Genomic DNA, 25,432 nt, shown 5'->3' on the forward strand with positions numbered 1-25,432 from the left:
CATCGTCCCGCGGCCGACCGTCAGTCCGCGGGCTCCAGCAGGTCGGAGCGGCGGACCGCCTCGAGGGCGAGGGTGCGGTAGCCGGACTCGTCGAAGAGGACCGTCACCCGGTCGGGGTCGCCCTCGTAGCCCATGACCACCCCCTCGCCGAACTGCTCGTGGCGCACCCGCTCCTGCAGCGCGAAGGGGGCGTCGGCGACGTCGGGCACCTCCTCGGCGGTCCCGGCCCGGCAGGTGTCGCAGTGCCCGCACGGCTCGGGCAGCTCCTCGCCGAAGTACGACAGCATGAACTGGCGGCGGCAGCCGGTCGTCTCGGCGTAGCCGCGCATCATCTCCAGGCGCGAGCGCTCCATGGTCCGCTGCGCCTCCGCGAGCTCCACCGCCCGCTCCGCCGCCGCGTGCGGGTCGCCCCGGCGGTCGTCCTCCACGTCCTCGAGGAGGTTGACGATCCGCCCGAGCTTGCGGGGGCCGAGGCCGGTGCGCTCGCGCAGCTCGGCCCGGTCGTCGCGGTCCGAGGGGTCCGCGCCGGTGCGCTCGATCGCGCGGGCCACCTGCTCGACCTGCTCCTCGTCGGGGGCGCTCGTGGTGAAGAACCGCCGCAGGCCGAGGTCCTCGGGCCGGTAGAAGAGCACCGCGGAGGAGGGCTCGCCGTCGCGCCCGGCGCGCCCGACCTCCTGGTAGTAGCTGTCGGGGGAGTCGGGGACGGTGGCGTGCACGACGGTGCGGATGTCGGCCTTGTCGATGCCCATGCCGAAGGCGTTCGTCGCGACGATGACGTCGAGCTCGCCGGCCATGAACCGCTGCTGGACCTCCTCGCGGTCGCCCGCGCGCATCCCGCCGTGGTAGGCGGCCGCGCGCAGGCCGAGCTCGGCGACCGCCTCGGCGTACTCCTCGGTGTCGCGGCGGGTCGCGGTGTAGAGGATGAGCGGCTTGGCCTCGGCGGCGGTGCGCAGCAGGACCTCGTCGCGCTTCTCGGCGTCCGAGCGCAGCCGGACGACCTGCAGGTCGATGTTGGTGCGGGCGAAGCCCTTCACCACGACCTCGGGGTCGCGCATGCGCAGGTGCTCGACGATGTCGTCGCGCACCTGGGGCGCGGCGGTCGCGGTCAGGGCGATGACCCGGGGGCGCCCGAGCGCGTCGATGAACTCGCCGAGGCGCAGGTAGTCCGGCCTGAAGTCGTGCCCCCAGGAGGACACGGCGTGCGCCTCGTCCACCGCGACGAGGCTCGGGCGCAGGGCGCGGACCCGCTCGAGGACCTCCGGGTTGGCCAGCTGCTCCGGGGCGAGGAAGAGGAACTCCGCGTCGCCCTGGCGCACGGCCTCCCAGGCCTCGCGCCGCTCCCGCGCGCTCGTCGCGGAGCTCACCGCGTACGCCTCGGTCTCGGCGCCGTGCTCGCGCAGCCCCTCGACCTGGTCCTGCTGCAGGGCGATGAGCGGGGAGACCACGAGCGTCGGGCCCTGCATGAGGACCGCGGGCACCTGGTAGACGGCCGACTTGCCGCCGCCGGTGGGCATGACGAGCAGCACGTCGTGCCCGGCGAGCAGCGCCGCCATCGCCTCCTCCTGCCCCTCGCGCAGCTGCTCGTAGCCGAAGACCTCGCGGGCCACCCGCCGGACCTCCGCCAGCGCCTCCTCGCGGGGCAGCGCGGCGTCGCGGGGGACGGTGCTCATGCGGGCGGCCTCCAGGGGCTCGTGGGGGCCCGGCGGGGTGCCCGGGCGACCGCCCAGCGGTACCGCGCGGCGGCCGGCGCGAAACGCGGCCCGCGGCTGTCGGCCCCGGTGGGTAGCGTGCCCGCGTGCCCGAGGAGACCGACGCCACGCCCTTCCACGACCCCGCCGCCCACGTCGCGCTGGCGCGCACGACCGGCCTGGCGCTCTCGCCCGACGGGACGCGCCTCGTCGCGACCGTGGCGAGCCTGGCGCCGGACCGGACGGCCTACCGCAGCGCGCTGTGGGAGGTGGACCCGGCGGGCGGGCGACCGGCCCACCGGCTCACCCGCTCCGCCGAGGGCGAGGCCGGGGCCGCCCCCGCCCCGGGCGGCGACCTGCTCTTCCTCTCCCGCCGCCCGCTGCCGCCGGCGCCGCCCGACGCGGAGGGCCGCGGCGACGGCGACGTGGCCGCGCTCTGGGCGCTGCCCGCGGGCGGCGGCGAGGCGCGCCGGCTCGCCGAGCGCCCCGGCGGGTTCGACGCCGTCGTCGTGGCGCGCGACGCGGGCACGGTCGTCGCGCTCGCGCCCGCGCTGCCGGGCACGAGCGGCGACGCGGAGGACCGCGCGCGGCGCACCGCCCGGGAGGAGGCGGCCGTCACGGCGCTGCTGCACGAGGAGGGGCCCGTCCGCTCCTGGGACCACGACCTCGGCCCCGCGGAGTCGCGCCTGCTCGTCGTCGAGCCGGGCGAGGGCGATGCGCCCGCGGTGCTGCGCGACCTGACGCCCGCGCCGGGCCGCGCCCTCGACGAGCAGTCGCCGGTCCTCACCCCGGACGGGGCCCACGTGGTCACCGGCTGGTCCCGCGCGCAGGGCTGGCGCGAGCGGGTGCAGGACCTCGTCGCGGTGGCCACGGCCGACGGCGCGGTGCGCGTGCTCGCGGCGGCCGAGCCGGACGCGGTGTCCTGGGGAGCGCCCGCGGTGTCCCCGGACGGGCGGCTCGTCGCGTGCCTGCGCGAGGGCCTCAGCGGCTACGACCGCGTCCCCACGCTCGACCTGTGCGTCGTCGACCTCGAGGGCGGCGAGCCGCGGGTCCTCACCGCGGGCTTCGACCTGCGCCCCGGGCGGCCCGTCTTCACCGGCGACGGGGCGGCGCTGCTGTTCACGGCCGACGAGCAGGGGCACCGCCCGGTGTTCCGGCTCGACCTCGCGACCGGCGCCGTCGTGCGGCTGACGCGGTGGGGGGCGTACGACGCGCTGTGCCCCTCGTCGGACGGCCGGCACGTCTTCGCGCTGTCCTCGTCGTACGAGCACCCGGCCGAGCCGGTGCGCCTCGACGCCGCGGCGCCCGACCAGGACCCCGTGCCGCTGCGCGGGCCGGTGCCGCGCCCGCAGGTCCCCGGCCGCCTCGAGGAGGTGCGCACGCGGGCCGAGGACGGCACGCCGCTGCGGGCCTGGCTCGTGCTGCCGCCCGGCGCGTCGCCCGACGCCCCGGCGCCGCTGCTGCTGTGGATCCACGGCGGGCCGCTGGGCAGCTGGAACGACTGGTCGTGGCGGTGGAACCCCCACCTCATGGCGGCGCGCGGCTGGGCGGTGCTGCTGCCCGACCCGGCGCTCTCCACCGGGTACGGCGACGCGTTCGTCCAGCGCGGCTGGGGCCGGTGGGGCGCCGAGCCGTTCACCGACCTCATGGCGGTGACCGACGCCGCGCTCGAGCGCGGCGACCTCGACGCCGGGCGCACCGCGGCCATGGGCGGGTCGTTCGGCGGCTACATGGCGAACTGGGTGGCCACCCGCACGGACCGCTTCCGCGCGATCGTCACGCACGCCAGCCTCTGGGCGCTCGACCAGTTCGTGCCGACGACCGACGTGCCGGCCTACTGGGCCCGCGAGTGGGGAGCCGCGCTGGAGCAGCCGGAGCGCTACGAGGCCTGGTCGCCGCACCGCTACGCCGACCGCATCCGCACGCCGATGCTGGTGGTCCACGGCGACCGCGACTACCGGGTGCCCATCGGCGAGGGGCTGCGCCTGTGGAGCGACCTGCAGCGGCTCGGCGTCCCCTCGAGGTTCCTCTACTACCCGGACGAGAACCACTGGGTGCTCGGGCCCGGCAACGCGCGGGTCTGGTACGAGACGGTCTTCGCCTTCCTCGACCACCACGTGCTCGGCCGGGAGTGGCGGCGGCCCGAGCTGCTCTGAGGCGCCCGCCCGGCCGGCGCGGCAGCCCGGCCCCGCCCGTCCGCTCAGTGCGGCGCGCGGGGCCGGCGCAGCGCCGGGAAGAGGTGGTGCGCCTCGGGCTCGCGGACGGCGAGGCTCCGCGCCCGCTGGTCCGCCGCCGCGTCCGACTCGGTCATGCGCCCCTGGTGCTGGCGCAGGTGCTCCTCCCACGAGCCGACGAGGTACGCCTCGACGAACCGGTGGGGCACCTCGCCGTCGCGGTAGAGCTGCCACCGGTACGCGCCGGTGCGCTGGCGGGCCCGGCGCACCGGCACCATCGCCTCGAGGAACGCCTCCTCGGCCTCCTCGGGGACGTCGTAGGTCGACGTGACGAGGACGGGCCCGACGTCGGGGTCCGGGTCGATGACGAGCTGCGGCTCCTGCCAGTAGATCGCCGGTGCCCGCCCGCCACCCGCGCGGCGCAAGGGCCACCACAGCACCGACGCGCCGCCGAGCGCGAGCAGCGCGGCGGCGGCGAGGAACGTCCGTACGAGCCCGAACCGGTCGGCGGCGAGGCCCCAGGCGAAGGACCCCGCGGCCTGGCTGCCGAAGAAGGTGATCTGGTAGACCGCGAGCCCGCGCGCCCGTACCCAGCCGGGCAGGAAGAGCTGCAGGGTCGCGTTCATCGTCGAGAGCACCCCGACCCAGGCGCCGCCGGCCGGCAGCAGGGCGAGCAGCACGACCGGCAGCGAGTCCACGAGGACCAGCACGGCGGTCGCGACGGCGAACAGCGCCGTGGACAGGCCGATGACGGCGTTCGGGGAGATGCGGGCGCGGATCCGCGGCAGCACGACCACGCCCAGGACCGCGCCGATGCCGAGCGCGGCGAGCAGGACCCCGTACCCGCTGGAGCCGAGGCCGAGCTGCTGAGCGGCCACGACGGGGAGCAGCGCCCAGAGGGCGACGGCGGGGAGGATGAACAGGACGACCCGCAGCAGCAGCCGGCGGGTCACGGGGGAGTGGCGGACGTACCGCCCGCCGGCGCGCAGGGCGGGGACGAACCGCTCGCGCTGGGGCACGTCCTCGACCGGCGGGCGCCGCCAGGCGAGCAGGACCCCGACGAAGACGGTGAAGCTCAGCGCGTTGAGCCCGAACACCGCGGCGGTGCCGATGTGCGTGATGAGCAGCCCGGCCACGGCGGGCCCGACCGCGCGGGCGAGGTTCATGCTCACCGCGCCGAGCGCGGAGGCCGAGGCCAGCATCCCGCGCGGCACGAGCTCGGGGATGAGCGACTGGTACGTCGGCGCGGTGAGGGCCGTGCCCACGCCGAGCGCGAAGGTCAGCAGGAGCAGCGTCGAGGGCCCCATCCGGTCCAGGGCGATCAGGACGGTGAGGGCGATCCCGACGAGCGCCATGTACGCCTGCACCGCGAGGAGCATGCGCCGCCGGTCGAAGCTGTCGGCCAGCACGCCCGCCGGGAGCGCGAGCAGCACCACCGGCAGGGTGCTGGCCGTCTGCACGAGGGCGACGAGCGTGGAGGCGTTGGGCCGGTCGACGAGCAGCAGCTGCGCACCGACCGTCTGCATCCAGGTGCCGACGTTGCTGAAGAGCGTGGCGAGCCAGAGGGCCCGGAACACCGGCTGGGCCAGCGGCGCCCACGGACCGCCGCCGTCGAGCGTCCCGGGGGCCGGGGGCGGCGGGTCGGCGGCGGGCACCGTGGGCGTCGTCATGGCGGCGATGCTCTACCCGCCCACCGCCCCGGTGCACGCAACCGGGCCCCTCGGCCGGGACGACGACGGGGCGGGGACCCTCCGGTCCCCGCCCCGCCGCCCCTCCTGCGGGCCGGCCCGCGCCCCGCGTCAGCTCGGCCGGAAGGTCCCCTGCCGGCCCGGCCGGCGCGCCGTGGTGAGGCGCCCGCTCGCGTGGACGAGGTACGCCCCCGAGCCGGCCACCTGCAGCGCCCAGCCCTTGTCCCGGGCGACCCGGCGGAAGCTCGCCTGCCCGGCGAACGCGGCGCCCTCCTCGACCGGGTCGATGCGGACGACGCCGTCGACGACGCGGACGTACCGGTCCGGGTGGTTGACCGACTGCAGCGACTCGGTGCCCTGGCCGGCGAGGCCGGGGACGAAGCGCCACTGGGTGTCGGCGAGCTCGCGGACGTCGCGGTCGACCCGCACCACGGACTCGGCGTGGCGCACGAACGAGCGCGGCGCGTCGAGCGGGGAGAGCCGGACGATCGGCCCGCCCCGCCCGACCGGGACGCCGAACAGCGGGGTGCCGTCCTCGGCCCAGTAGACCCGCTGCACGCGGGCGTTGCGGTTGGGGTCGAACAGCGGGTCGCCGACGATGTCGCGGTAGTCGCGGGCGTGGTAGACCATCACGTCCGTGCCGTCCTCGGCCACGGTGAACGAGTTGTGCCCGGGGCCCCACTGGCCGGTCTGCTCGTTGCTGACGAAGACCGGCGTCGGCGACTTGCTCCACGACGCGCGGTCGAGCAGGTCCGCGTCCGCGTCGGCGGTGAGCAGGCCGAGGCAGTACCGCGCGTCCGTCGCGCTGGCCGAGTAGGTCATGAAGACGCGGCCGTTGCGGATGAGCACCGCCGCGCCCTCGTTGACCGCGAAGCCCTGCCGCTCCCAGGCCAGGGTCGGGGTGGAGATGCGGGTCGGGGCGGTGGCCAGCTCGTACGGGTTCTTCATCCGCGCGATGTAGAGGCTCGTGTTGACCTGGATCTCCGGCTCGGCCTGCGCCCAGACGTAGTAGCGGCTGCCCCCGTGCTGGAAGGTCGTCGCGTCGAGCTTGAACGAGCCCCACGGCGTCTCGACCTCGCGCGGCGCGCCCCAGCCGGACGCGTCGCGCGGGTCGGCGAGGGAGGACGAGAGGACGTACATCTTGATCGCGAACGGGTTCGGGTCGTCGCCCGCGGCGAAGTAGATGTACCAGCGCCCGCCGATGCGGTGCAGCTCCGGCGCCCAGACGTAGCCGCCCAGGGGGCCCGTCGCCGGCCGGCGCCAGACCACGGTCTCCTCGGCGTCGGTGAGCCCGGCGAGCGTCGGCGCGCCGCGGACGACGAGGCGGTCGTACTCCGGCACGGAGCCGGTGAAGTAGTACATCCCCCCGACCGGGCGGGTGACGAACGGGTCGGCCCGCTGGACGACGAGCGGGTTCACGGTGGTGACGCCGTAGACCTCCGCGTCGCTCGGCGGCGCCCCCGCGGCGGCGGTGGCGGGCGCGGCGCCCGCGGCCCCGGCCCCGGCCAGGCCGAGGGGGAGCGCGGCGCCCGCGCCGAGCCCGGCGCGCAGCAGGGCCCGGCGGCTGATGTCGATGCTCATGCGGGTCGCCCTCACCTGGTCGTGATGCGGAGGAAGGTCACGGAGTTCGGGGCGAACGTCCGCGTGAACCGGCTGGAGATGCCGCGCACGGTGGTGGTCACCGGCCTGATCGGCTGCGCCGAGCGGGTGTTCTGCTCGCCCGGGTCGCCGGTGATGACGGTCATCCGGGCCCGGGGCGCCACGCGCTGGGCGCCGAGGTCGACCCGCGTCACCGCGGGGCGGTCCTGTGCGTTGACGACCTTGACGATGAGCTCGCCGGTCGCCTCGTCCCGCGTCACGACCTGCGCGAAGGGCTCGACGACCCGGTCGTCGCTGAAGGTGTCCCAGACGACGCCGTCCTGCAGCAGCGTCACCTGCGTGCCGCGCACCTGGACCTGGAGCTCGTACTCCTGGCCCGTCACCACCGACTCGCCCTCGTGCGCGACGAGCGTCTCCTTGGCGCCGCCCGTGGCCTTCTCGACGACGCTGCGGGTGTTGCCCCAGCCGCCGATGTTCCACCAGTAGTAGTCGCCCGTGCCCTCGACCCCGAAGCCGAGCAGGAAGCCCTCGCGCCCGGCGGTCTTGGTGGCCTTGACGGTGATGTCGTAGTCCGTCGCGCCCACCGCCGGCGAGACGACCATGGTGTTCTCCGCGGCCGCGTCGGACTGCTCGTAGGCGCCGTCGACGACCGACCAGGAGCCGCGGCCCTCGAGGCTGCGCCACCCGTCGGCCTCGCCGTCCTCGAAGTCGTCGGCGAGGAGGACGCTGCCGTCGGGGGCGGTGACGGTCACGTCGTCGTACCGCGCGGCGGTCGCCCAGGTCGACAGGCCGACGGACCCGGTGATCGGCTCCGGCTGCACCACCGCGCCGCTCGCCCGGCTCGGCACGACGTGGTCCCCGACGTTGTTCATGAACAGCTTCTGGACCTCGTACGAGGTGCTGCCCCACGACTCGTCGTTGTCGAACCAGATCATGTCCGGGCGCCACTGCACGTTGTCCACGTCGGCGAGCAGCGGGGCGTACGACGCGAGCTTGACGACGTCGGCGTTGCGCTCGAGGCCGGTCATGTACGCCGCCTCGGACAGGCTGTTGAACAGCTTGCCGTCCTGCGAGGCGTACTCGCCGAGGAAGACCTTCGGCCCGTTGCGGTCGTACGCGTCGTAGCGGTCGTTGTTCTGGAGGAACCAGGTCGGGCTGTTGTAGTAGTGCTCGTCGACCATGTCGACGTCGTTGGCCCGGTTGTTCGCCCAGTGCTCCTCGAAGACCGGCCCCTGGTCGTCGGGGCCGGAGTTGCTGATGACGACCATGTCCGGGTGCTCCGCCTTGATGGCGTCGCGGAACTGCACGAAGATCGGCGCGTACTCGCGGGGCAGGTTCTCCTCGTTGCCGACGCCGATGTGGGTGAGGCCGAACGGCTCCGGGTGCCCCATGTCGGCGCGCAGCTGCCCCCACGTCGAGGTGGCCGGGCCGTTGGCGAACTCGATCAGGTCGAGGGTGTCCTGGATGTGCCGCTGCAGCAGCGCGGGGTCGTCCGTCGCCCGGTTCTGCCCGCAGCCGGTCAGCAGGGCCGGCACGACCGGCAGCGGCATGGCGCCGATGTCCTCGGCGAACTGGAAGTACTCGAAGTAGCCGAGGCCGTAGGACTGGTTGTAGCCCCAGAAGTTCGCGTTCGTCGCCCGGGTCTCGACCGGCCCGACGGTGTCCTTCCACTGGTACGACCGCGCCCGCTGCCAGCCGGACGCCTCGTCGTAGCCGTAGTGGCTGTTGACGTTGACGATGCAGCCGCCGGGGAAGCGGACGAACCCGGGGTCCAGGGCCGCGATCTTCTCGGCGAGGTCCTTGCGCAGGCCGTTCTCGCGGCCCATGAAGGTGTCCTGCGGGAAGAGGCTCACCATGTCCAGGCGCAGCGTGCCAGTGCCCTTGGCGAGCACCGAGAGGCGCCCCGCGTCGCTCGTCGCGGTGGCGGTGAGCGTGCCCTCGTACTTGACCCAGCCGTCGCCCTCCGCCCGCAGCACGAGCGGCTTGGCAAGCGCCTTCCCGGACGCGGTGGCGAGGCGCACCGTGATCGGTGTCCCCGCCTTGGCCGTGGTGCGGGCCCACACCGAGAAGTCGTACTTCCGGCCCTCGGCCACGGCGACGCCGGTGCCGTACCCGCCGTTGGTGACCCCGTAGGCCCCGCCCGCCGCGTTGCGCAGGTCCAGCCGGAGGTAGGTGCGGTTGCGCTCGTGCAGCCGCGCGTCGTCGTTCGGCGTCGCCGCCGTGCCGGCGCCGCCCGCGAGCGCGGTCTCGCCCCACCCGGTGAGGCCGTTCCAGCCCTCCCGGTCCGCGGGCAGGAACTCGAAGGACCGGTTGCGGACCAGCTCGGCGTAGAGCCCGCCGTCGGCCGCGTCGTTGATGTCCTCGAAGAAGACGCCGTACATGGTGTCGTCGATCGCCGGGCCGGTGGCCGCGGTGTCGACGTCGATGGTGTAGTCGGGCTCGGCCGGTGCGGCGCTCGCCTGGCCGGGCACCAGCGCGGCGGCGAGCAGGGCGCTCACCGCCAGGCCGAGGCCGGCGCGTGCGGGGGTCGTCATCGTCCCTCCTGGGGTCGTCGGTCGTGCGGGGGTTCCGTCGGCCCGGGCCGCGGGGCTCGTCCGGGACCGCCCGGTCGGCGCGCGGCAGCTGCCGCCCGGCGCCACGGGGCGGGGGTCGGGGTGGGGGTGCGGGGGTGCCGCCACCGGCCTCTGCGGGGCAGGGCGTGATGTGCGGCACGTCACGATGTGAGCGCGAACATACGGCCGGTCCCGACGTGTGTCAACCGTGTGACGCGGGCGTGGACGAGTTGCGTCGAAGCCCTTGACGAGCCCGATGTGAACGCTCACTCTTGGCGGACGTGACCGCGGTGACAGCGGTCACAGCGGTCCCCCGCCACGTCCGGGACGCCCGGGGCCCGCTCGACCCGGGGCGTGGCGGGGACCGCCACGAGCCAGCCATCAGGAGGACGACGGTGTTCAAGAAGATGCTCACGGGTGCGGTCGGCGCGGTCGTCCTGACCGCGCTCACGGCGTGCGGCGGCGGCGACGGCGGCAGCACCGCCGCGAGCGGCGGCGACGGCACGATCACCATGGGCTTCGCCCAGGTGGGCGCGGAGAGCGGCTGGCGCACGGCCAACACGAAGTCCGTCCAGGAGGCCGCCGAGGAGGCGGGCATCGAGCTCAAGTTCTCCGACGCGCAGCAGAAGCAGGAGAACCAGATCAAGGCGATCCGGTCCTACATCCAGCAGAAGGTGGACGTCATCGCCTTCAGCCCCGTGGTGGAGACGGGCTGGGACACGGTGCTGCTCGAGGCCAAGCGCGCGGGCATCCCGGTCATCCTCACCGACCGTGCGGTCGACTCCGAGGACGAGAGCCTCTACGAGACCTTCCTCGGCTCGGACTTCGTCGAGGAGGGCAAGAAGGCCGGCGAGTGGCTGGTCGAGGAGGTCGGCAGCGAGCCGACCAGCGTCGTGGAGCTGCAGGGCACGACGGGCGCCGCGCCGGCGATCGACCGGCAGGAGGGCTTCGCCGAGGCCGTCGCGGGCTCGCCGAACATCCAGGTGGTCGCCTCGCAGACCGGCGACTTCACGCGCACCGGCGGCAAGCAGGTCATGGAGGCCTTCCTCAAGAGCCAGCCGGACATCGACGTCGTCTACGCGCACAACGACGACATGGGCCTCGGCGCCATCGAGGCCATCGAGGCCGCCGGCAAGGTGCCCGGGAAGGACATCAAGATCATCACCGTCGACGCGGTGAAGGACGGCATGCAGGCCCTCGCCGACGGCAAGATCAACTTCATCGTCGAGTGCAACCCGCTCCTCGGGGACCAGCTCATGGAGCTCGCGGAGAAGGTCGTCGCCGGCGAGGAGGTCGAGAAGCGGGTCGTCACCGAGGAGACCACCTTCACGCAGGAGCAGGCCGTGGAGGCGCTGCCCACGCGCGAGTACTGACCGGCGCGCGCACCGGGCGCGCCGACCAGCCGCCACCGCGGTCCCCGCCCGTGCCCCGGCCCGGGCGGGGACCGCACCCCACGTCGAAGGAGGCAGGCATGCACCCCGAGCAGGCCAGGACCGCGACCATCCCCGCCGGGGGCAGCCCGCCCGCTCCCGCCCCGCGCACCGCCGCCACCCCGGACCCCGTGGTCCAGATGCGCGGCATCACCATCGGGTTCCCCGGCGTCAAGGCGCTGCAGGACGTGGACTTCCGGCTCTTCCCCGGCGAGGTCCACGCCCTCATGGGCGAGAACGGCGCCGGCAAGTCCACGCTCATCAAGGCGCTGACCGGCGTCTACGCGGTCGACGCGGGCGAGGTCCGCGTCGGCGGGCGCGCGGTGCGCTTCGCCGGCCCGGGCGCCGCCCAGGACGCCGGCGTCAGCACGGTGTACCAGGAGGTCAACCTCTGCCCCAACCTCACGGTGGCGGAGAACATCATGCTCGGGCGCGAGCCGCGCCGGTTCGGGGCGGTCGACGGGCGCGCCATGCGGGCCCGCGCGCGCACCCTGCTCGAGCGCATGGGGCTCGGCATCGACCCGGGGTCCACCCTCGGCAGCCACCCCATCGCGGTGCAGCAGCTCGTCGCGATCGCCCGCGCGGTCGAGGTGGACTGCCGCGTGCTCATCCTCGACGAGCCGACGTCGAGCCTGGACGCGGACGAGGTCGCCGAGCTCTTCCGCGTCATGCGCGGCCTGCGCGACGAGGGGGTGGCGATCCTCTTCGTGTCGCACTTCCTCGACCAGGTCTACGAGATCGCGGACCGCATGACGGTGCTGCGCAACGGCAGGCTCGTCGGCGAGCACCTCACCCGCGACCTCGGCCGGCTCCAGCTCGTCTCGGCGATGGTCGGGCGCGACCTCGACGCCCTCGAGGCGGTCGAGGCCCGCGCCCACGCGGCGGGCGAGGCGGCCGAGTCCGCGCCGCCGCTGCTGCGCGCGGAGCGGCTCGGGCGCAAGGGCTCGATCGAGCCCTTCGACCTCGAGGTCCGCGCCGGCGAGGTGGTGGGGCTGGCGGGCCTGCTCGGCTCGGGCCGCACGGAGATGGCGCGCCTGCTCTTCGGCGCGGACCGGCCCGACACCGGCCGGCTGCTGCTCGACGGCCAGCCGCTGCGCCTGCGCAGCCCCCGGTCCGCGATCGCCGCCGGGATAGCGTTCTCCTCCGAGGACCGCAAGGGCGAGGGCATCGTCGGCGACCTCAGCGTGCGCGACAACCTGGTCCTCGCGATGCAGGCCTCGCGCGGATGGGCGCGCCCCATCCCGCGCCGCACGGCGGACGAGCTCGTCGAGAAGTGGGTCGAGGCGCTGGACATCCGCCCGGCGAACCCCGACGCCCCGGTCCGCAACCTGTCCGGCGGCAACCAGCAGAAGGTCCTGCTGGCGCGCTGGCTCGTCACCGAGCCGCGGCTGCTCGTCCTCGACGAGCCGACCCGCGGCATCGACGTCGGCGCGAAGCTGCAGATCCAGAAGCTCGTCGCGGACCTGGCGGCGCAGGGGATGGCCGTGGTCTACGTGTCCACCGAGCTCGAGGAGGTCGTCCGCCTCGCGCACCGCGTCGTGGTGCTGCGCGACCGCCGCAAGGTCGGGGAGCTGGAGGGCGCCGACGTCAGCGTCGGCGACGTCATGGAGATGATCGCGAGCAGCGGCGCGGCCGGCCTGCTCGCCGAGGAGGCCTCGTGAGCACCGCCGCCGCCGGACGGTCCGGCACCGCAGCGCTGGCCCGCGCCAAGGGCAGCCCGATCGCGTGGGCGGTGCTCGCCCTCCTCGCCCTGCTCGTCGGGAACGTCGTCGTGACGCCCGGCTTCCTGTCGGTGCGCGTGCAGGACGGGCACCTCTACGGCAGCGTCGTCGACATCCTGCGCAACGGCGCCCCGGTGATGATCGTGGCGCTCGGCATGACGCTGGTCATCGCCACCCGCGGCATCGACCTGTCGGTCGGGGCCGTCGCCGCCATCGCGGGCTCGGTGGCGTGCGTGTCCATCGCGGGCGCCGAGGACCCGACGAGCGCGGGGGCGGCCGTCGTCGCGATGACGACCGCGCTCGCGCTGTGCATCGTGCTGGGCCTGTGGAACGGCTTCCTCGTCTCCGTCCTGGGGATCCAGCCGATCATCGCGACGCTGGTGCTCATGACGGCCGGGCGCGGCATCGCGCAGCTGGTCACCGGCGGCAACATCACCACCGTCACGAACAGCGCCTTCCGCCAGCTCGGCGCCGGCTACCTCCTCGTGCCCGTCGCCGTCCTCGTGGTCGCCGCGGCCATCCTCCTCGTCTGGGGCACCACGCGGCGCACCGCGCTGGGCACGTTCGTGGAGTCGGTGGGCATCAACCCGGAGGCGAGCCGCCTCGCCGGCGTGCGCTCGCGCACCATCGTCTTCACGGTGTACGTCTTCTCGGCCTTCTGCGCCGGGCTCGCCGGCCTGATGATCGCGTCGAACGTCAGCTCCGCAGACGCGAACTCCATCGGCCTCTACCTCGAGATGGACGCGATCCTCGCGGTCGTCATCGGCGGCACCTCCCTCGCCGGCGGGCGCTACTCGCTGCCCGGGACCGTGGTCGGCGCGCTGCTCATCCAGACGCTGACGACGACCGTCTACACGGCGGGCATCCCGACCCAGGTGACGCTGGTCTTCAAGGCCGTCGTGGTCATCGCGGTCTGCCTGCTGCAGTCCCCGCGGGCGAGGGCCGTCCTCGTGCGCCGGCGCGCGCCCCGCCCGCTCGTGCCCGAGGCGCGGGCCTCCGGGGACGCACCGGCCCCGTCGGCCGCCCTGCCCGACCCCCTCGACGCCTCCGGCGGTGACGCCGGCGGCCCGTCCTCCTCCTCCGCGCACAAGGTGGCCCAGCCGTGACGACGCCCCAGCTCGCCCCCGAGGGCCCGCGCACCGAGCGCGCGCCCGCCCGACCCCGTACGGCGCCGCGCGGCGCGCGGTTCGTGCCCCCGCAGCGCTTCGTCCCGGTCATCGCGACCTTCGTGCTCTTCGTCGCCATGTTCGGCGCGGGCTCGGCCCGCTACGAGGGCTTCGGCGACCCGCAGGTCTTCCTCACCCTGTTCGTGGACAACGCGTACCTCATCGTCCTCGCGGTGGGGATGACCTTCGTCATCCTCACCGGCGGCATCGACCTGTCGGTGGGGTCGGTCGTCGCGCTCACCGGCATGGTGGCGTCCTGGGCGCTGCAGGAGGGCTGGTCGGCGCCGGTGGTCATCGCCGCCGTCCTGCTCATGGGCACGGCCTTCGGGCTCGTGCAGGGCGCCATCATCGCCGTGTTCGACATCCAGCCGTTCATCGTCACGCTCGCGGGCCTCTTCTTCGCCCGGGGGCTGTGCTACCTCATCAGCACCGAGTCGTTCCCGATCCGCGACGACACCTTCATCAGCCTCGCGTCGGGCTCCCTGGAGCTGCCCGGCGGCTACTACGTCTCGTACACCGCGGTCGCCGCGGTCGCGGTCGTCGCCGTCGCGGCGTTCGTCCTGCACCTGACCCGCTTCGGGCGCACCGTGTACGCGATCGGCGGCAGCGAGGCCTCCGCGGTCCTCATGGGCCTGCAGGTGCGCCGCACGAAGATCGCGGTGTACGCCGTCAGCGGCCTCTGCGCCTCCCTGGGCGGCCTGCTCTTCGCGCTGTACTCGCTCTCCGGCTACCCGCTGGCCGCGCTGGGCATGGAGCTCGACGCGATCGCGGCGGTGGTCATCGGCGGGACGCTGCTCTCCGGCGGCGTCGGGTTCGTCGTGGGCTCGATGCTCGGCGTACTCGTCTTCGGCACGATCCTGACGCTCATCAACTTCGACGGCACCCTCAGCTCCTGGTGGACGAGGATCGTCATCGGGGCCCTGCTGCTCGCCTTCATCGTCATGCAGCGCGCCTTCCTGCGGGCCCGGGCCTAGCCCGGCGCACCGCGGCAGCCGCCGCGCCCCCTGCTGCGCCCACCCCGGCGCACCCCACCACGGACCCTCTGCGAGGAGCACCCATGCCCGACGCCAGCCTGCCCGAGGTCTGGTTCCTCACCGGGAGCCAGGGCCTCTACGGCGAGGACACCCTGCGCCAGGTCGCGGACCAGTCCCGCGACGTCGCCGCCCGGCTCGACGCGAGCCCCGCCGTGCCGCACCGCGTGGTGTGGAAGCCGGTGCTCACCGACGCCGCGGCCATCCACGCCCAGGTCCTCGAGGCCAACGCCGCGCCGCAGTGCGTCGGCCTCGTGGCGTGGATGCACACGTTCTCCCCGGCCAAGATGTGGATCTCCGGGCTCGACGCGCTGCGCAAGCCGCTGCTGCACCTGCACACCCAGGCCGGGGTGGCCCTGCCGTGGGACACCATCGACATGGACTTCATGAACCTCAACCAGGCCGCGCACGGCGACCGGGAGTTCGGGTTCGTCCAGGCCCGCCTCGGCGTGCCGCGCAAGACCGTCGCGGGGCACGTGAGCGACCCGCGGGTCGCCGGGCGGGTCGGGGCGTGGGCCCGCGCCGCGAGCGGCTGGGCCGAGCTGCGCACCCTGCGCCTGGCCCGCTTCGGCGACAACATGCGCGACGTCGCGGTCACCGAGGGGGACAAGGTCGAAGCGCAGCTGCGCTTCGGCGTCTCGGTGAACACGTACGGGGTCAACGACCTCGTCGCCGTCGTCGACGAGGTGCCGGACACCGACGTCGACAAGCTCGTCGCGGAGTACGCCGACGTCTACGACGTCGCCCCGGAGCTGCTTCCCGGAGGGGAGCGGCACGCCGCGCTGCGGTACGGCGCGCGCATCGAGGCCGGTCTGCGCCAGTTCCTCGCCGAGGGCGGCTTCGGGGCCTTCACCACGAACTTCGAGGACCTCGGCGGGCTGCGCCAGCTGCCGGGGCTCGCCGTGCAGCGGCTCATGGCCGACGGCTACGGCTTCGGCGGCGAGGGGGACTGGAAGACCTCGGTCCTGCTGCGCGCGGTGAAGACGATGGGGCGCGGGCTCCCGGGCGGCACCTCGTTCATGGAGGACTACACCTACGACCTCACCCCCGGGCGCGAGGTCGTCCTCGGTGCCCACATGCTGGAGGTCTGCCCGACCATCGCGTCCGGGCGCCCGCGCGTCGAGGTGCACCCGCTCGGCATCGGCGGGCGCGAGGACCCGGTGCGCCTGCGCTTCACCGCCGCGCCCGGTGCGGGCGTCGTCGTGGGCCTCAGCGACGTCGGCGAGCGCTTCCGCCTCACGGCCAACACCATCGACGTCGTCGAGCCGCCGCACGACCTGCCGCGGCTGCCCGTGGCGTGCGCGGTGTGGCAGCCCCACCCGAGCCTCGCCACCTCGGCCGAGTGCTGGCTGGAGGCCGGCGCGCCGCACCACACGGTGCTCTCGACCGCGGTCGGCGTGGAGGAGCTCGACGACTTCGCCGAGATGGTGGCGACCGAGCTCGTCGTCATCGACGCGGCGACGACGCCGCGCCGCCTGCGCCAGGAGCTGCGGTGGAGCGCCGCGTACCACCGGCTCTCGGCCCGGCTCTGAGCGACGGGGCCCGCGGCGCGCAGGCCGCGGGCCCCGCACCCACCACGGAAGGAGGAGCCCCGTGCACCTCGCCCCGGACCCCGCCGGGGCCGACGACGCCGCCGGCGCCGCCCTCGCCGCGGCCCGCGCCGGCGGGGCGGCCACCGTCCCGGCGCCGTCCCGGCCGCCGGTCATGGGCGACGTGGCCCGCCTCGCCGGGGTCTCGCACCAGACGGTCTCGCGGGTCCTCAACGACCCGCAGACCGTGCGGGCGGCGACCCGGGCCCGGGTGGAGCAGGCCATCGCGGCCCTCGGCTACCGCCGCAACCCCGCGGCCCGCTCGCTCGTGACCCGCCGGTCGGAGACCCTGGGCGTGGTCAGCTTCGACACCACGCACTACGGCCCGGCGTCCACGCTGTGGGGCATCGAGCGCAGCGCGCGCGACGCCGGCTACTTCGTCAGCGTCGCGACGCTGTCGGCGCTGTCGCCGCGGGCGGTCCGCAGCGCGGTCGACCGCCTCCTCGCGCAGCAGGTCGAGGGCCTGGTCGTCGTGGCCCCCCAGGACGAGGTCTGCCAGGCGGTGGCGACCCTGCCGCGCGACCTGCCGCTCGTCGTCGTCGAGACCGACGACGTGCAGGGCGTGTCGCGGGTGTCGGTCGACCAGGCGCGCGGCGCCCGCCTCGCGGTGGAGCACCTGCTCGGCCTCGGGCACCGCACGGTCCACCACGTCGCCGGGCCGGCGGACTGGCTCGAGGCGCGGGCCCGCACCGCGGCCTGGGAGCGGGCGCTGCGCGACCGCGGGCGCCCGGTGCCGCGGGTGCTGCAGGGGGACTGGAGCCCGGCGTCGGCGTACCGGGCGGTGCTGGACCTCGACCTCGCCGACGTGACGGCCCTCTTCGTGGGGAACGACCAGATGGCGCTGGGCGCGCTGCGCGCGCTGCACGAGCGCGGGGTGCCGGTGCCCGAGCGGGTGAGCGTGGTCGGGTTCGACGACGTGCCGGAGGCCGCGTACTACTCCCCGCCCCTGACCACCGTGCGCCAGGACTTCCAGGAGGTCGGGCGCCGCTGCATCGGCCTGCTGCTCGAGCGGGTGCGCGAGGGCGCCGGGCCGGCCACCTCGGTCGTACGGCCCGAGCTGGTCGTCCGGGCCAGCGCCGGCCCGCCGCCCTGACCGCGGCGGGTTCGCCCGCCGCGGCGGCGGGAACCGCGGGTGCATGGCTGACTCCACCCGGACCCCCCGCACCGCCATCGTCACCGGCTCCGACTCCGGCATCGGCCGGGCGACCGCCGTCGCCCTCGCCCGCGCCGGCTGCGACGTCGGCGTCACCTGGAACACCGACGAGGCGGGGGCGCAGGCCACCGCGCAGGAGGTCCGCTCCCACGGGCGGCGGGCCGAGGTGGCGCACCTGGACCTCACCCGGCTGCCGGGCGCGGGCGACGTCGTCGACGACCTCGCCGAGCGGCTCGGCGGGGTCGACGTGCTGGTGAACTCCTCCGGCACCGGCACGTCCACGCCGCTGCTCGACCTGGAGTACGAGGACTGGCGCCGGACCGTGGCCACCGACCTGGACGGCGCGTTCGTCTGCCTGCAGCGGGCGGCCCGGCGCATGGTCGCCCAGGGCCGCGGCGGGCGCATCGTCAACATCACGAGCGTGCACGAGCACCAGCCGCGGGTGGGCGCGGCCCCCTACTGCGCGGCCAAGGGCGGGCTGGGGCTGCTCACGCGCACCGCGGCGATCGAGCTGGCCGAGCACGGCATCACGGTGAACGCCGTCGCGCCCGGCGAGATCGCGACGCCGATGACCGGCCAGACCGACACCGAGCCGCGCGAGCGGACCGAGGACGAGAGCCGGCCGGGCGTCCCGCTGGGCCGCCCTGGCGACGCGCGCGAGATCGCCGCCGTCGTGGCGTTCCTCTGCTCGCCCGAGGCGGCCTACGTCACCGGCGCCTCCTGGCCGGTCGACGGCGGCATGCTGCAGATGGGGCCCATGGCCGGCTCGCACCTGACGTCGGACGACTGGCGCCGCCCCTGAGGCCGCCCCCCCCGCGCCGGTCGCGGGGGGACGGGCCGCCGCGCCCCTGTGGACGGCCGGCGCCGCGCCGCCGGCCGGCACGGCATGCTCCCGCTGCACGGGCGGGGAGCCGCAGGGCGCGAGGGGGAGCGGTGGGCGAGGTGCTGGTCGAGCCGGCGGTGCTGGCGGCGGCCGAGGCGGGGGTGGCGCGCGCCGCGGAGGCCGCCGGGGCCGTCGCGCCGCGCGTGCGGGCCGTGGCGCCCGCCTCCGGCGCCCCGCTCGTCGAGGACGCCGCGCGGGTGTTCGCCGAGGAGGCGGCCGGGCGGCTCGCCCTCGCCGCGCAGGGGCTGCACGACGTCGCCCGGGCGCTGTCCGCGGCCCGCGCCGCGTACGGGACCGCCGAGCGCACCGCCACCGGGGTGCCGCGGTGAGCCCGGTCACGACGGGGCTCGCCCCGGCGCTGGCCGCGGCGCCGCGCCCCGAGGGCGACCCGGGGGCCGTACGGGCCGCCGCCCTGGCCTGGGGGTCGGCCGCGGACGCCGTCGACCGGGCGCGCGGTGGCCTGGGCGGGACCGTCGCCGCGGCGGCGGCCGGCTGGCGGGGCGTCGCCGCCACCGCGTGGGAGGGGGCCTGCGCCGAGGCGCTCACCCGCGCGGGCGCCGCCGCGCAGGCGCTCGACGCGGCGGCGGGGGCGCTGGCCCGCTTCGCGGCCGAGCTCGCGGCGGCGCAGGCGGCGTGGGACGCGGCGGAGCGGGCGGCCGCCCGCGACGACGAGCGGCAGGCGCTCGAGCGCGCGCGGGTGCTGGTGGCGGCCGACGCGGCGCTCGCGCAGCACGCGCGGGCGGAGGCGGTCGCGCGGGCCGCCGGCGGCCCCCGGCCCGACCCGCCCGCGCTGCCCTCGTGGTCCCCGGACCCGGCGAGCCCGGCCCGCCGGGCGGCGCTCGACGCCGCGCTCGACGCCCGGGCGCGCGCCGCGGCGGCGGCGCGCGCCTGCGCCGCCGCGCTCGACGCCGCGCGGGCCACGGCCTGGCCGGGGTACGCCGCCGGCCCGCCGGCGCGCGAGCTGCCCGTGCTGGGTGGGCTGAGGGCGGGGGAGCCCGGCGCCTGGGGGCGCGCGGTCTCGGCCGCGCTGCTGCGGACGCTGTGCCTGCCGGCCGCGGGCTACGACGGGGGCGGCTGGCTGCGGGGGCCCGACGGACGGGACTACCCGCTCGTCGTGCCGTTCGTCGTCGAGGACGGGGTGCGCCGCACCGGCGACGAGGCGGCGCACGGGCCGGCCGTCGAGGACCTCGACGGCCAGGACCCGGGGTGGCGGACGGTGGCCACGACGACCGGGCTGGAGCACCTCGGCGGCCGGCCGGGCGCGGGGCTGCTGCTCGCCGGCGCGCTCGCGGGCAGCGCGGGCTGGACGCCCCCGGTCGCGCCGCGCGCCGACGCGCTGCCGCTGCTGCGCGTGGGGCCGACCGGGTGGCCGTCGCTGGGCCGCGCGCCCGCTCCGGCGGCACCGGCGCCGCCGCAGAACCCGCTGGAGGTGCGCCGCGGCACGCCGCCGCGCGTGCTGCGCGACGGGGCGGGGCGCCGGCTCGCCGCGCCCCCGGGGCCGCTGGACCCGGCGGAGCGCTCCGCCGGGCGCGGGCGGGTCGGCCTGGGCGCGGCCGGGGCGTCCGACCTCGCGACGCTCGGGCTCACCGCGGCCGCGGGCGCGCGCCTCGCCGGCGACGCCCGGGCCCGGTGGACGGTCGTGCGCTTCCAGGAGCACGCCGACGGGCGGCGGCGGGCGCTCGCGCGGACGTACCGGGTGGAGGAGGGCCGTGGCGGCCCCGTCGTGCGGGTGGCGAGCCTGCACGCCGACCCGCAGGGGCGGCCGGTCGAGCGGCCGGTCGCCTGGCGGCGCACCTGCGGGCCGGTCCTGCGGCCCGCGGGCTACGCCGTCGGGTGAGCGCTCAGGCGTCCTCGCCGGCGAGCACGTCGTCGGCGTCGACGATGCGGTAGGCGTACCCCTGCTCGGCGAGGAACCGCTGGCGGTGCGCCGCGTACTCCTGGTCCAGGGTGTCGCGCGAGACGACGGCGTAGAACCGCGCGCCGCGCCCGTCGGACTTCGGGCGCAGGACGCGGCCGAGGCGCTGCGCCTCCTCCTGGCGCGACCCGTACGCGCCGCTGACCTGGATCGCCACCGCCGCCTCCGGCAGGTCGATGGAGAAGTTCGCGACCTTGGAGACGACGAGCGTGTGCAGCTCGCCGCTGCGGAAGGCCGCGAAGAGGCGCTCGCGCTCCTTGACCGTGGTGTCGCCCTTGATGACCGGCGCGCCGATGTGCTCGCCGAGGAGGTCGAGCTGGTCGATGTACTGCCCGATGACGAGGGTCTGGTCGCCGCGGTGCTTCTCGACGAGCTTCTCCACCACGCGGTTCTTGGTGTCGGTCGTCGAGCAGAGCCGGTAGCGGTCCTCGGGCTCGGCGGTCGCGTAGAGCATGCGCTCGCGGTCGGTGAGGGTCACGCGGACCTCCACGCAGTCCGCCGGGGCGATGTAGCCCTGCGCCTCGATGTCCTTCCAGGGCGCGTCGTACCGCTTCGGGCCGATGAGGCTGAACACGTCGCCCTCGCGCCCGTCCTCGCGCACCAGGGTGGCGGTGAGGCCGAGCCGGCGGCGGGACTGGATGTCCGCGGTGAACCGGAAGATGGGCGCGGGCAGCAGGTGGACCTCGTCGTACACGATGAGGCCCCAGTCGCGCTCGTCGAAGAGCTCGAGGTGGGCGTAGACGCCCTTGCGGCGGGTCGTCAGCACCTGGTACGTCGCGATGGTGACGGGGCGGATCTCCTTCTTCGCCCCGCTGTACTCGCCGATCTCGTCCTCGGTGAGGCTCGTGCGCTTGAGCAGCTCCGAGCGCCACTGCCGGGCGCTCACCGTGTTGGTGACGAGGATGAGCGTCGTCGCCTTGGCCTCGGCCATCGCCGCCGCGCCGACGAGGGTCTTGCCGGCGCCGCAGGGGAGCACCACGACGCCGGAGCCGCCGTGCCAGAAGCCGTCGACCGCCTCGCGCTGGTACGGCCGCAGCGTCCAGCCGTCCTGGGCGAGCTCGATGGGGTGCGCCTCGCCGTCGACGTAGCCGGCGAGGTCCTCGGCCGGCCAGCCGAGCTTGAGCAGCACCTGCTTGACCGCGCCGCGCTCGCTGGGGTGCACCTGCACGGTGTCGTCGTCGATGCGGTTCCCGACGAGCGGCGCGACCTTCTTGCTGCGCAGGACCTCCTCGAGGACCGCGCGGTCGGTGGACTCCAGGACGAGGCCGTGCACGGGGTGCTGCAGGAGCTTGAGCCGGCCGTAGCGCGCCATCGTCTCGGCGACGTCCACGAGCAGGGCGTGCGGCACGGCGTAGCGGCTGTAGGTCAGCAGGGTGTCGACGACCTGCTCGGCGTCGTGGCCGGCCGCGCGGGCGTTCCACAGGCCGAGGTTCGTCAGCCGGTAGGTGTGGACGTGCTCGGGGGCGCGCTCCAGCTCGGCGAACGGGGCGATCGCCTTGCGGCACGCCTCCGCCTGCTCGTGCTCGACCTCGAGCAGCAGGGTCTTGTCGGACTGGACGATGAGCGGGCCGTCGGTCACGCGGGGCCTTCCTGTCGGCGCGGTACGCAGGCTGCAACGCCGGGACGCACGAGGGCCTTCCCGCCGGCCGGCGGGAAGGCCCTCGGGAGCTGGGGGGCCGGTCGTGCGCGGCACGACCGCGGAGGCGGGCTCCGGCGCGGGCGTCAGCGCACGGCGCGGCGGTTGCCCCCGGTCACCGCCTCGGCGACGCCGATGAGCAGCACGCTGGCGATGACGGCGACGACGAAGCCGATGACGTTGAGCTCGAAGACGTCGCCGGTCCCGATCGCGCTGGCGATGGTGCCGCCGATGACGGAGCCGACGAGGCCGAGCAGCAGGGTCGCGAGCAGGCCGAGGTTCTGCTTGCCGGGCTTGATGAGGCGCGCGAGGGCGCCGATGACGAGTCCGGCGACTATGAAGCCGATCATGGTTCCTCCTGGGGGTCGTTCCTCCTCCCGTGCAACGACGGGGCTGCCCTCCCTGTGCCCGGGCGGCGCGGCGCCCACGCGCACCCGCCCGTGTGACGCGCGTCAGCGGTAGCGTCGCGACGTGCGCGTCCTCAGCCTGCACCGCTACCCGGTGAAGTCGCTCCTCGGCGAGGCGCTCGAGGCCGCGCAGGTGGACGCGCGGGGGCTGTCGGGGGACCGCCGCTGGGCCGTGGTCCACCCCGACGGCAAGCTCGGGAGCGGCAAGTCCTCGCGGCGGTTCCGCCGCACCCCCGGCCTGCTCGACCTCGCTGCCGTGCTGGTGGACGGGCGCCCCGTGGTCCGGCTGCCCGACGGCCGCTCGTTCGGCCCCGGCCCGGGCGCCGACGCGGCGCTGGCCGAGCGCCTCGGCGTGGACGTCGCCCTGCGCGAGGAGGACGGCGAGCCGTTCTTCGACGACGGCCCGGTCCACCTGGTCACGACCTCCTCGCTCGCCCGGCTGCGCGACGAGCTGGGCCACGACGTCCCGGCCGGGCGGTTCCGGGCCAACGTGGTCGTGGAGACCGGGGACAGCGCTTTCGCCGAGGACGCCTGGGTGGGGCGGGGGCTCGCGCTGGGCGAGGTGCGGCTGCGGGTGGCCGAGCGGATGCCCCGGTGCGTCATGGTGGGGATGGAGCAGGGCGCCCTCCCCGACGACCGCGCCGTGCTGCCGGGGGTCCACCGGGTCAACGAGGGGACGTTCGGGGTCTGGGCGACGGTGGTGCGCCCGGGCCGGGTCGCGGTGGGCGACCCGGTCGCGCTCGTGTGACCCACCGGGCCGCGGCAGGGGGCCCCGCGGGCTCCGACGGCTCCCCCGAGCGGGCGCTCGACCGCGACGAGGGGTTCGAGGCGGACGGCGGCGAGGCGCACCGGACCGACCACGGGCCGTGGACGGCACCTGCGCCGCCGCGCCCCTGCGCGGGCTCCTCGGCGAGCCCGCGCCGGAGTCGGCGCTCCGGAGGGGCCCGCCGTACCGGGACGTGCGGTCCGGCGAGGACGAGCCGCCGTGCGGGACGCACCGGGGGCCGGGCGCTGCGCCCGCTGTGCGCCCGGCTCGACCGGCACGTCCTGGCCCGCTGGGGGCGCCCTCAGTCGAGGGCGCGCCGCAGGAACCCGCGCACCCCGAGCGCGCCGAAGGCGCCGGTCGCGGCGGCGAGGACGAGCAGGCAGACCCAGGCGGGGATGTGCGGCACCGACGGCACCAGCGCGCCGCGCAGGGCCTCGGAGACGTAGGTCAGCGGGTTGAGCGCGGTCACCACCTGGAACCAGCGCAGCGTCTCCAGCGAGCGCCACGGGTACTGGCTGCACCCGGTGAACAGCAGCGGGGTGAGCACGAGGGCGAACACGACGTTGATCCGGTTGGGGGTCACGGAGGTGCCGAGGACCAGCCCCAGCGCGGAGCCGGCGAGGGCGCCGAGCACGAGGACGGCGGCCACCAGCGGCAGCGCCCCGGCGCGCCAGGGGACCTCGCCGAGCACGAGCACGCCGACGGGGAACATCACCACCGACGCGACGAGCGCCCGCAGCGACGCGAAGACCATCTTCTCCAGCGCGACCCAGGCGACGGGCAGCGGCGCCAGCAGGCGGTCCTCGATCTCCTTGGTGAACGAGAAGTCGATGACGAGCGGCAGCGCGGTGCTCTGCAGCGCGGTGAGGAACGCGGTGAGGGCGACCACGCCGGGGAACAGCAGGTCGGCGTACGCCTGCTGCGCGTAGCCCAGCTCGGTGAGCACCCGGCCGAAGACGAACAGCAGGAACAGCGGCTGGAGCACCACCTGGGCCAGGAAGCTGGGCAGCTCGCGCCCGGTGACCCGCACGTCCCGCCACAGGACCGCGCGGAAAGCGGTTGCGGAGGTGCCGGTCACCGCAGCGCCCGTCCCGTCAGCTCGATGAACACGTCCTCGAGGTCCTTCCGTCCGAGGGAGACGTCGGTCAGCGTGGCGCCCCCGGCGGCCACGGCCGCGGCGGCGGGGGCGAGCAGCTCGGTCGCGGGGCCGTCGACCCACAGCCGCACGGCGCCGTCGCGCGGCTCCACCCGCATGACCCGGGCCAGCGCCGCGAGGTCGTCGACGAGGTGCGGCGGGGGGTCGTCGACGGCCAGGTCCAGCGTCTCCTCGCCGGGCAGGGCCCTGACCAGCGCGTCGGGGGCGTCGAGCGCGAGCAGGCGGCCCCGGTCCATGATCCCGACCCGGTCGGCGAGCTCGGTGGCCTCGGCCATGTCGTGCGTGGTCAGCAGGACCGTGACGCCCCGCTCGCGCAGCGCCCGCACCCGCTCCCACACGAAGAGCCGGGCCGCGGGGTCGAGCCCGGTCGACGGCTCGTCGAGGAAGAGCACGCGCGGGTCGTGCATGAGGGCGCGCGCGATCATCATCCGCTGCGCCTGGCCCCCGGAGAACCGGTCGGGCTTGTCGCCGGCCCGCTCGGCGAGGCCGAACTCGTCGAGCAGGGCGTCGGCCCGCCGGCGCGCCTCGGCGCGCGGCACCCCGTGGTACGCCGCGTGGAACAGCAGGTTCTCGCGCACGGTGAGCGAGCGGTCGAGGTTGTTGCGCTGCGGGACCACGGCGAGCACCCCGCGGGCGCGGACCGGGTCGCGCACCACGTCGACCCCCGCCACCCGGGCCGTGCCGGCCGTCGGCCGCGCCCGCGTCGTGAGCACGCCGACGGTCGTCGTCTTGCCGGCGCCGTTGGGCCCCAGCAGGCCGAAGACCTCACCGGCGGCCACGGTGAAGGAGACGCCGGCCACGGCGTCCTGCTCGGCCTTGGGGTAGCGCTTGCGGAGGTCGGCCACCTCGACCTGCGGCACGTCGGGCACGGGCGGACG

19 protein-coding genes are annotated in these 25,432 nt (G+C 75.8%); 11 read left to right on the forward strand and 8 right to left on the reverse strand.

From position 1 onward, the window contains the following. Positions 1 to 20 precede the first annotated feature (20 nt). On the reverse strand, positions 21 to 1,670 hold the full coding sequence (locus D5H78_RS01955; protein ID WP_119948707.1) for a RecQ family ATP-dependent DNA helicase: 1,650 nt from the start codon (positions 1,668 to 1,670) through the stop codon (positions 21 to 23). Between the two features lie 125 nt (positions 1,671 to 1,795). Between D5H78_RS01955 and D5H78_RS20205 the strand changes: the two genes are divergently transcribed. Beyond that, positions 1,796 to 3,844 (forward strand): S9 family peptidase, encoded by a 2,049-nt coding sequence (locus D5H78_RS20205; RefSeq protein WP_119948708.1) that lies wholly within the window; start codon positions 1,796 to 1,798, stop codon positions 3,842 to 3,844. Between the two features lie 44 nt (positions 3,845 to 3,888). Here D5H78_RS20205 and D5H78_RS01965 read toward each other — a convergent pair whose 3' ends face one another. The 3 genes from D5H78_RS01965 to D5H78_RS01975 form a co-directional block, all read right to left on the reverse strand. Continuing rightward, entirely contained in the window at positions 3,889 to 5,532 is a 1,644-nt protein-coding gene (locus D5H78_RS01965) for an MFS transporter (protein WP_119948709.1), read from the reverse strand. A gap of 129 nt (positions 5,533 to 5,661) precedes the next feature. Then, positions 5,662 to 7,131 (reverse strand): family 43 glycosylhydrolase, encoded by a 1,470-nt coding sequence (locus tag D5H78_RS01970; RefSeq protein WP_119948710.1) that lies wholly within the window; start codon positions 7,129 to 7,131, stop codon positions 5,662 to 5,664. Between the two features lie 11 nt (positions 7,132 to 7,142). After that, complete coding sequence (locus D5H78_RS01975) at positions 7,143 to 9,683, reverse strand: alpha-L-arabinofuranosidase C-terminal domain-containing protein (protein ID WP_119948711.1); 2,541 nt, start codon at positions 9,681 to 9,683, stop codon at positions 7,143 to 7,145. 425 nt (positions 9,684 to 10,108) lie between these two features. Here D5H78_RS01975 and D5H78_RS01980 point away from each other — a divergent pair, with 425 nt between their 5' ends. The 9 genes from D5H78_RS01980 to D5H78_RS19155 all read left to right on the forward strand — a co-directional run bounded on the left by D5H78_RS01980 (position 10,109) and on the right by D5H78_RS19155 (position 20,511). Further along, positions 10,109 to 11,074, forward strand: a complete 966-nt coding sequence (locus D5H78_RS01980; RefSeq protein ID WP_119949282.1) for an ABC transporter substrate-binding protein — start codon at positions 10,109 to 10,111, stop codon at positions 11,072 to 11,074. Between the two features lie 197 nt (positions 11,075 to 11,271). Next, positions 11,272 to 12,792, forward strand: a complete 1,521-nt coding sequence (locus tag D5H78_RS01985; protein ID WP_119949283.1) for a sugar ABC transporter ATP-binding protein — start codon at positions 11,272 to 11,274, stop codon at positions 12,790 to 12,792. A 35-nt stretch (positions 12,793 to 12,827) separates the two neighbouring features. After that, the gene (locus D5H78_RS01990; RefSeq protein WP_119949284.1) at positions 12,828 to 13,958 is read left to right on the forward strand and encodes an ABC transporter permease; all 1,131 of its coding nucleotides are present in this window, start codon (positions 12,828 to 12,830) and stop codon (positions 13,956 to 13,958) included. Between the two features lie 83 nt (positions 13,959 to 14,041). Continuing rightward, positions 14,042 to 14,992 carry a galactofuranose ABC transporter, permease protein YjfF gene (gene yjfF, locus D5H78_RS01995; RefSeq protein WP_342782406.1) on the forward strand — a complete coding sequence of 317 codons (951 nt, stop codon included), beginning with the start codon at positions 14,042 to 14,044 and terminating at the stop codon, positions 14,990 to 14,992. Between the two features lie 83 nt (positions 14,993 to 15,075). Beyond that, positions 15,076 to 16,581 (forward strand): L-arabinose isomerase, encoded by a 1,506-nt coding sequence (gene araA / locus D5H78_RS02000; protein ID WP_119948713.1) that lies wholly within the window; start codon positions 15,076 to 15,078, stop codon positions 16,579 to 16,581. A gap of 172 nt (positions 16,582 to 16,753) precedes the next feature. Next, positions 16,754 to 17,731, forward strand: coding sequence for a LacI family DNA-binding transcriptional regulator (locus D5H78_RS02005; RefSeq protein ID WP_119949285.1), 978 nt, complete (start codon positions 16,754 to 16,756; stop codon positions 17,729 to 17,731). A 43-nt stretch (positions 17,732 to 17,774) separates the two neighbouring features. Further along, positions 17,775 to 18,593, forward strand: coding sequence for an SDR family oxidoreductase (locus tag D5H78_RS02010; RefSeq protein ID WP_119948714.1), 819 nt, complete (start codon positions 17,775 to 17,777; stop codon positions 18,591 to 18,593). A gap of 131 nt (positions 18,594 to 18,724) precedes the next feature. Further along, positions 18,725 to 19,003, forward strand: a complete 279-nt coding sequence (locus tag D5H78_RS02015; RefSeq protein WP_119948715.1) for a hypothetical protein — start codon at positions 18,725 to 18,727, stop codon at positions 19,001 to 19,003. Then, a complete protein-coding gene (locus D5H78_RS19155) occupies positions 19,000 to 20,511 on the forward strand; it encodes a hypothetical protein (RefSeq protein ID WP_165865559.1) in 1,512 nt (503 codons plus the stop codon). The genes D5H78_RS02015 and D5H78_RS19155 overlap by 4 nt, the downstream gene beginning before the upstream one ends. Before the next feature lie 4 nt (positions 20,512 to 20,515). Here the strand turns inward: D5H78_RS19155 and D5H78_RS02025 are convergent, their stop codons facing one another. After that, positions 20,516 to 22,168, reverse strand: coding sequence for a DNA repair helicase XPB (locus tag D5H78_RS02025; protein WP_119948716.1), 1,653 nt, complete (start codon positions 22,166 to 22,168; stop codon positions 20,516 to 20,518). A 143-nt stretch (positions 22,169 to 22,311) separates the two neighbouring features. Continuing rightward, positions 22,312 to 22,575: a GlsB/YeaQ/YmgE family stress response membrane protein gene (locus tag D5H78_RS02030; RefSeq protein WP_119948717.1), complete on the reverse strand. Its 264-nt coding sequence runs from the start codon at positions 22,573 to 22,575 to the stop codon at positions 22,312 to 22,314. A 121-nt stretch (positions 22,576 to 22,696) separates the two neighbouring features. Here D5H78_RS02030 and D5H78_RS02035 point away from each other — a divergent pair, with 121 nt between their 5' ends. Further along, positions 22,697 to 23,380 (forward strand): MOSC domain-containing protein, encoded by a 684-nt coding sequence (locus D5H78_RS02035; protein ID WP_119948718.1) that lies wholly within the window; start codon positions 22,697 to 22,699, stop codon positions 23,378 to 23,380. Positions 23,381 to 23,699: 319 nt separating this feature from the next. Here the strand turns inward: D5H78_RS02035 and D5H78_RS02040 are convergent, their stop codons facing one another. Both D5H78_RS02040 and D5H78_RS02045 read right to left on the reverse strand, forming a co-directional pair. Further along, a complete protein-coding gene (locus tag D5H78_RS02040) occupies positions 23,700 to 24,476 on the reverse strand; it encodes an ABC transporter permease (RefSeq protein WP_119948719.1) in 777 nt (258 codons plus the stop codon). Next, entirely contained in the window at positions 24,473 to 25,423 is a 951-nt protein-coding gene (locus tag D5H78_RS02045) for an ABC transporter ATP-binding protein (RefSeq protein WP_218566123.1), read from the reverse strand. The genes D5H78_RS02040 and D5H78_RS02045 overlap by 4 nt, the downstream gene beginning before the upstream one ends. Positions 25,424 to 25,432 lie beyond the last annotated feature (9 nt).

The sequence above is a fragment of the Vallicoccus soli genome, assembly GCF_003594885.1.
GTDB lineage: Bacteria > Actinomycetota > Actinomycetes > Motilibacterales > Motilibacteraceae > Vallicoccus > Vallicoccus soli.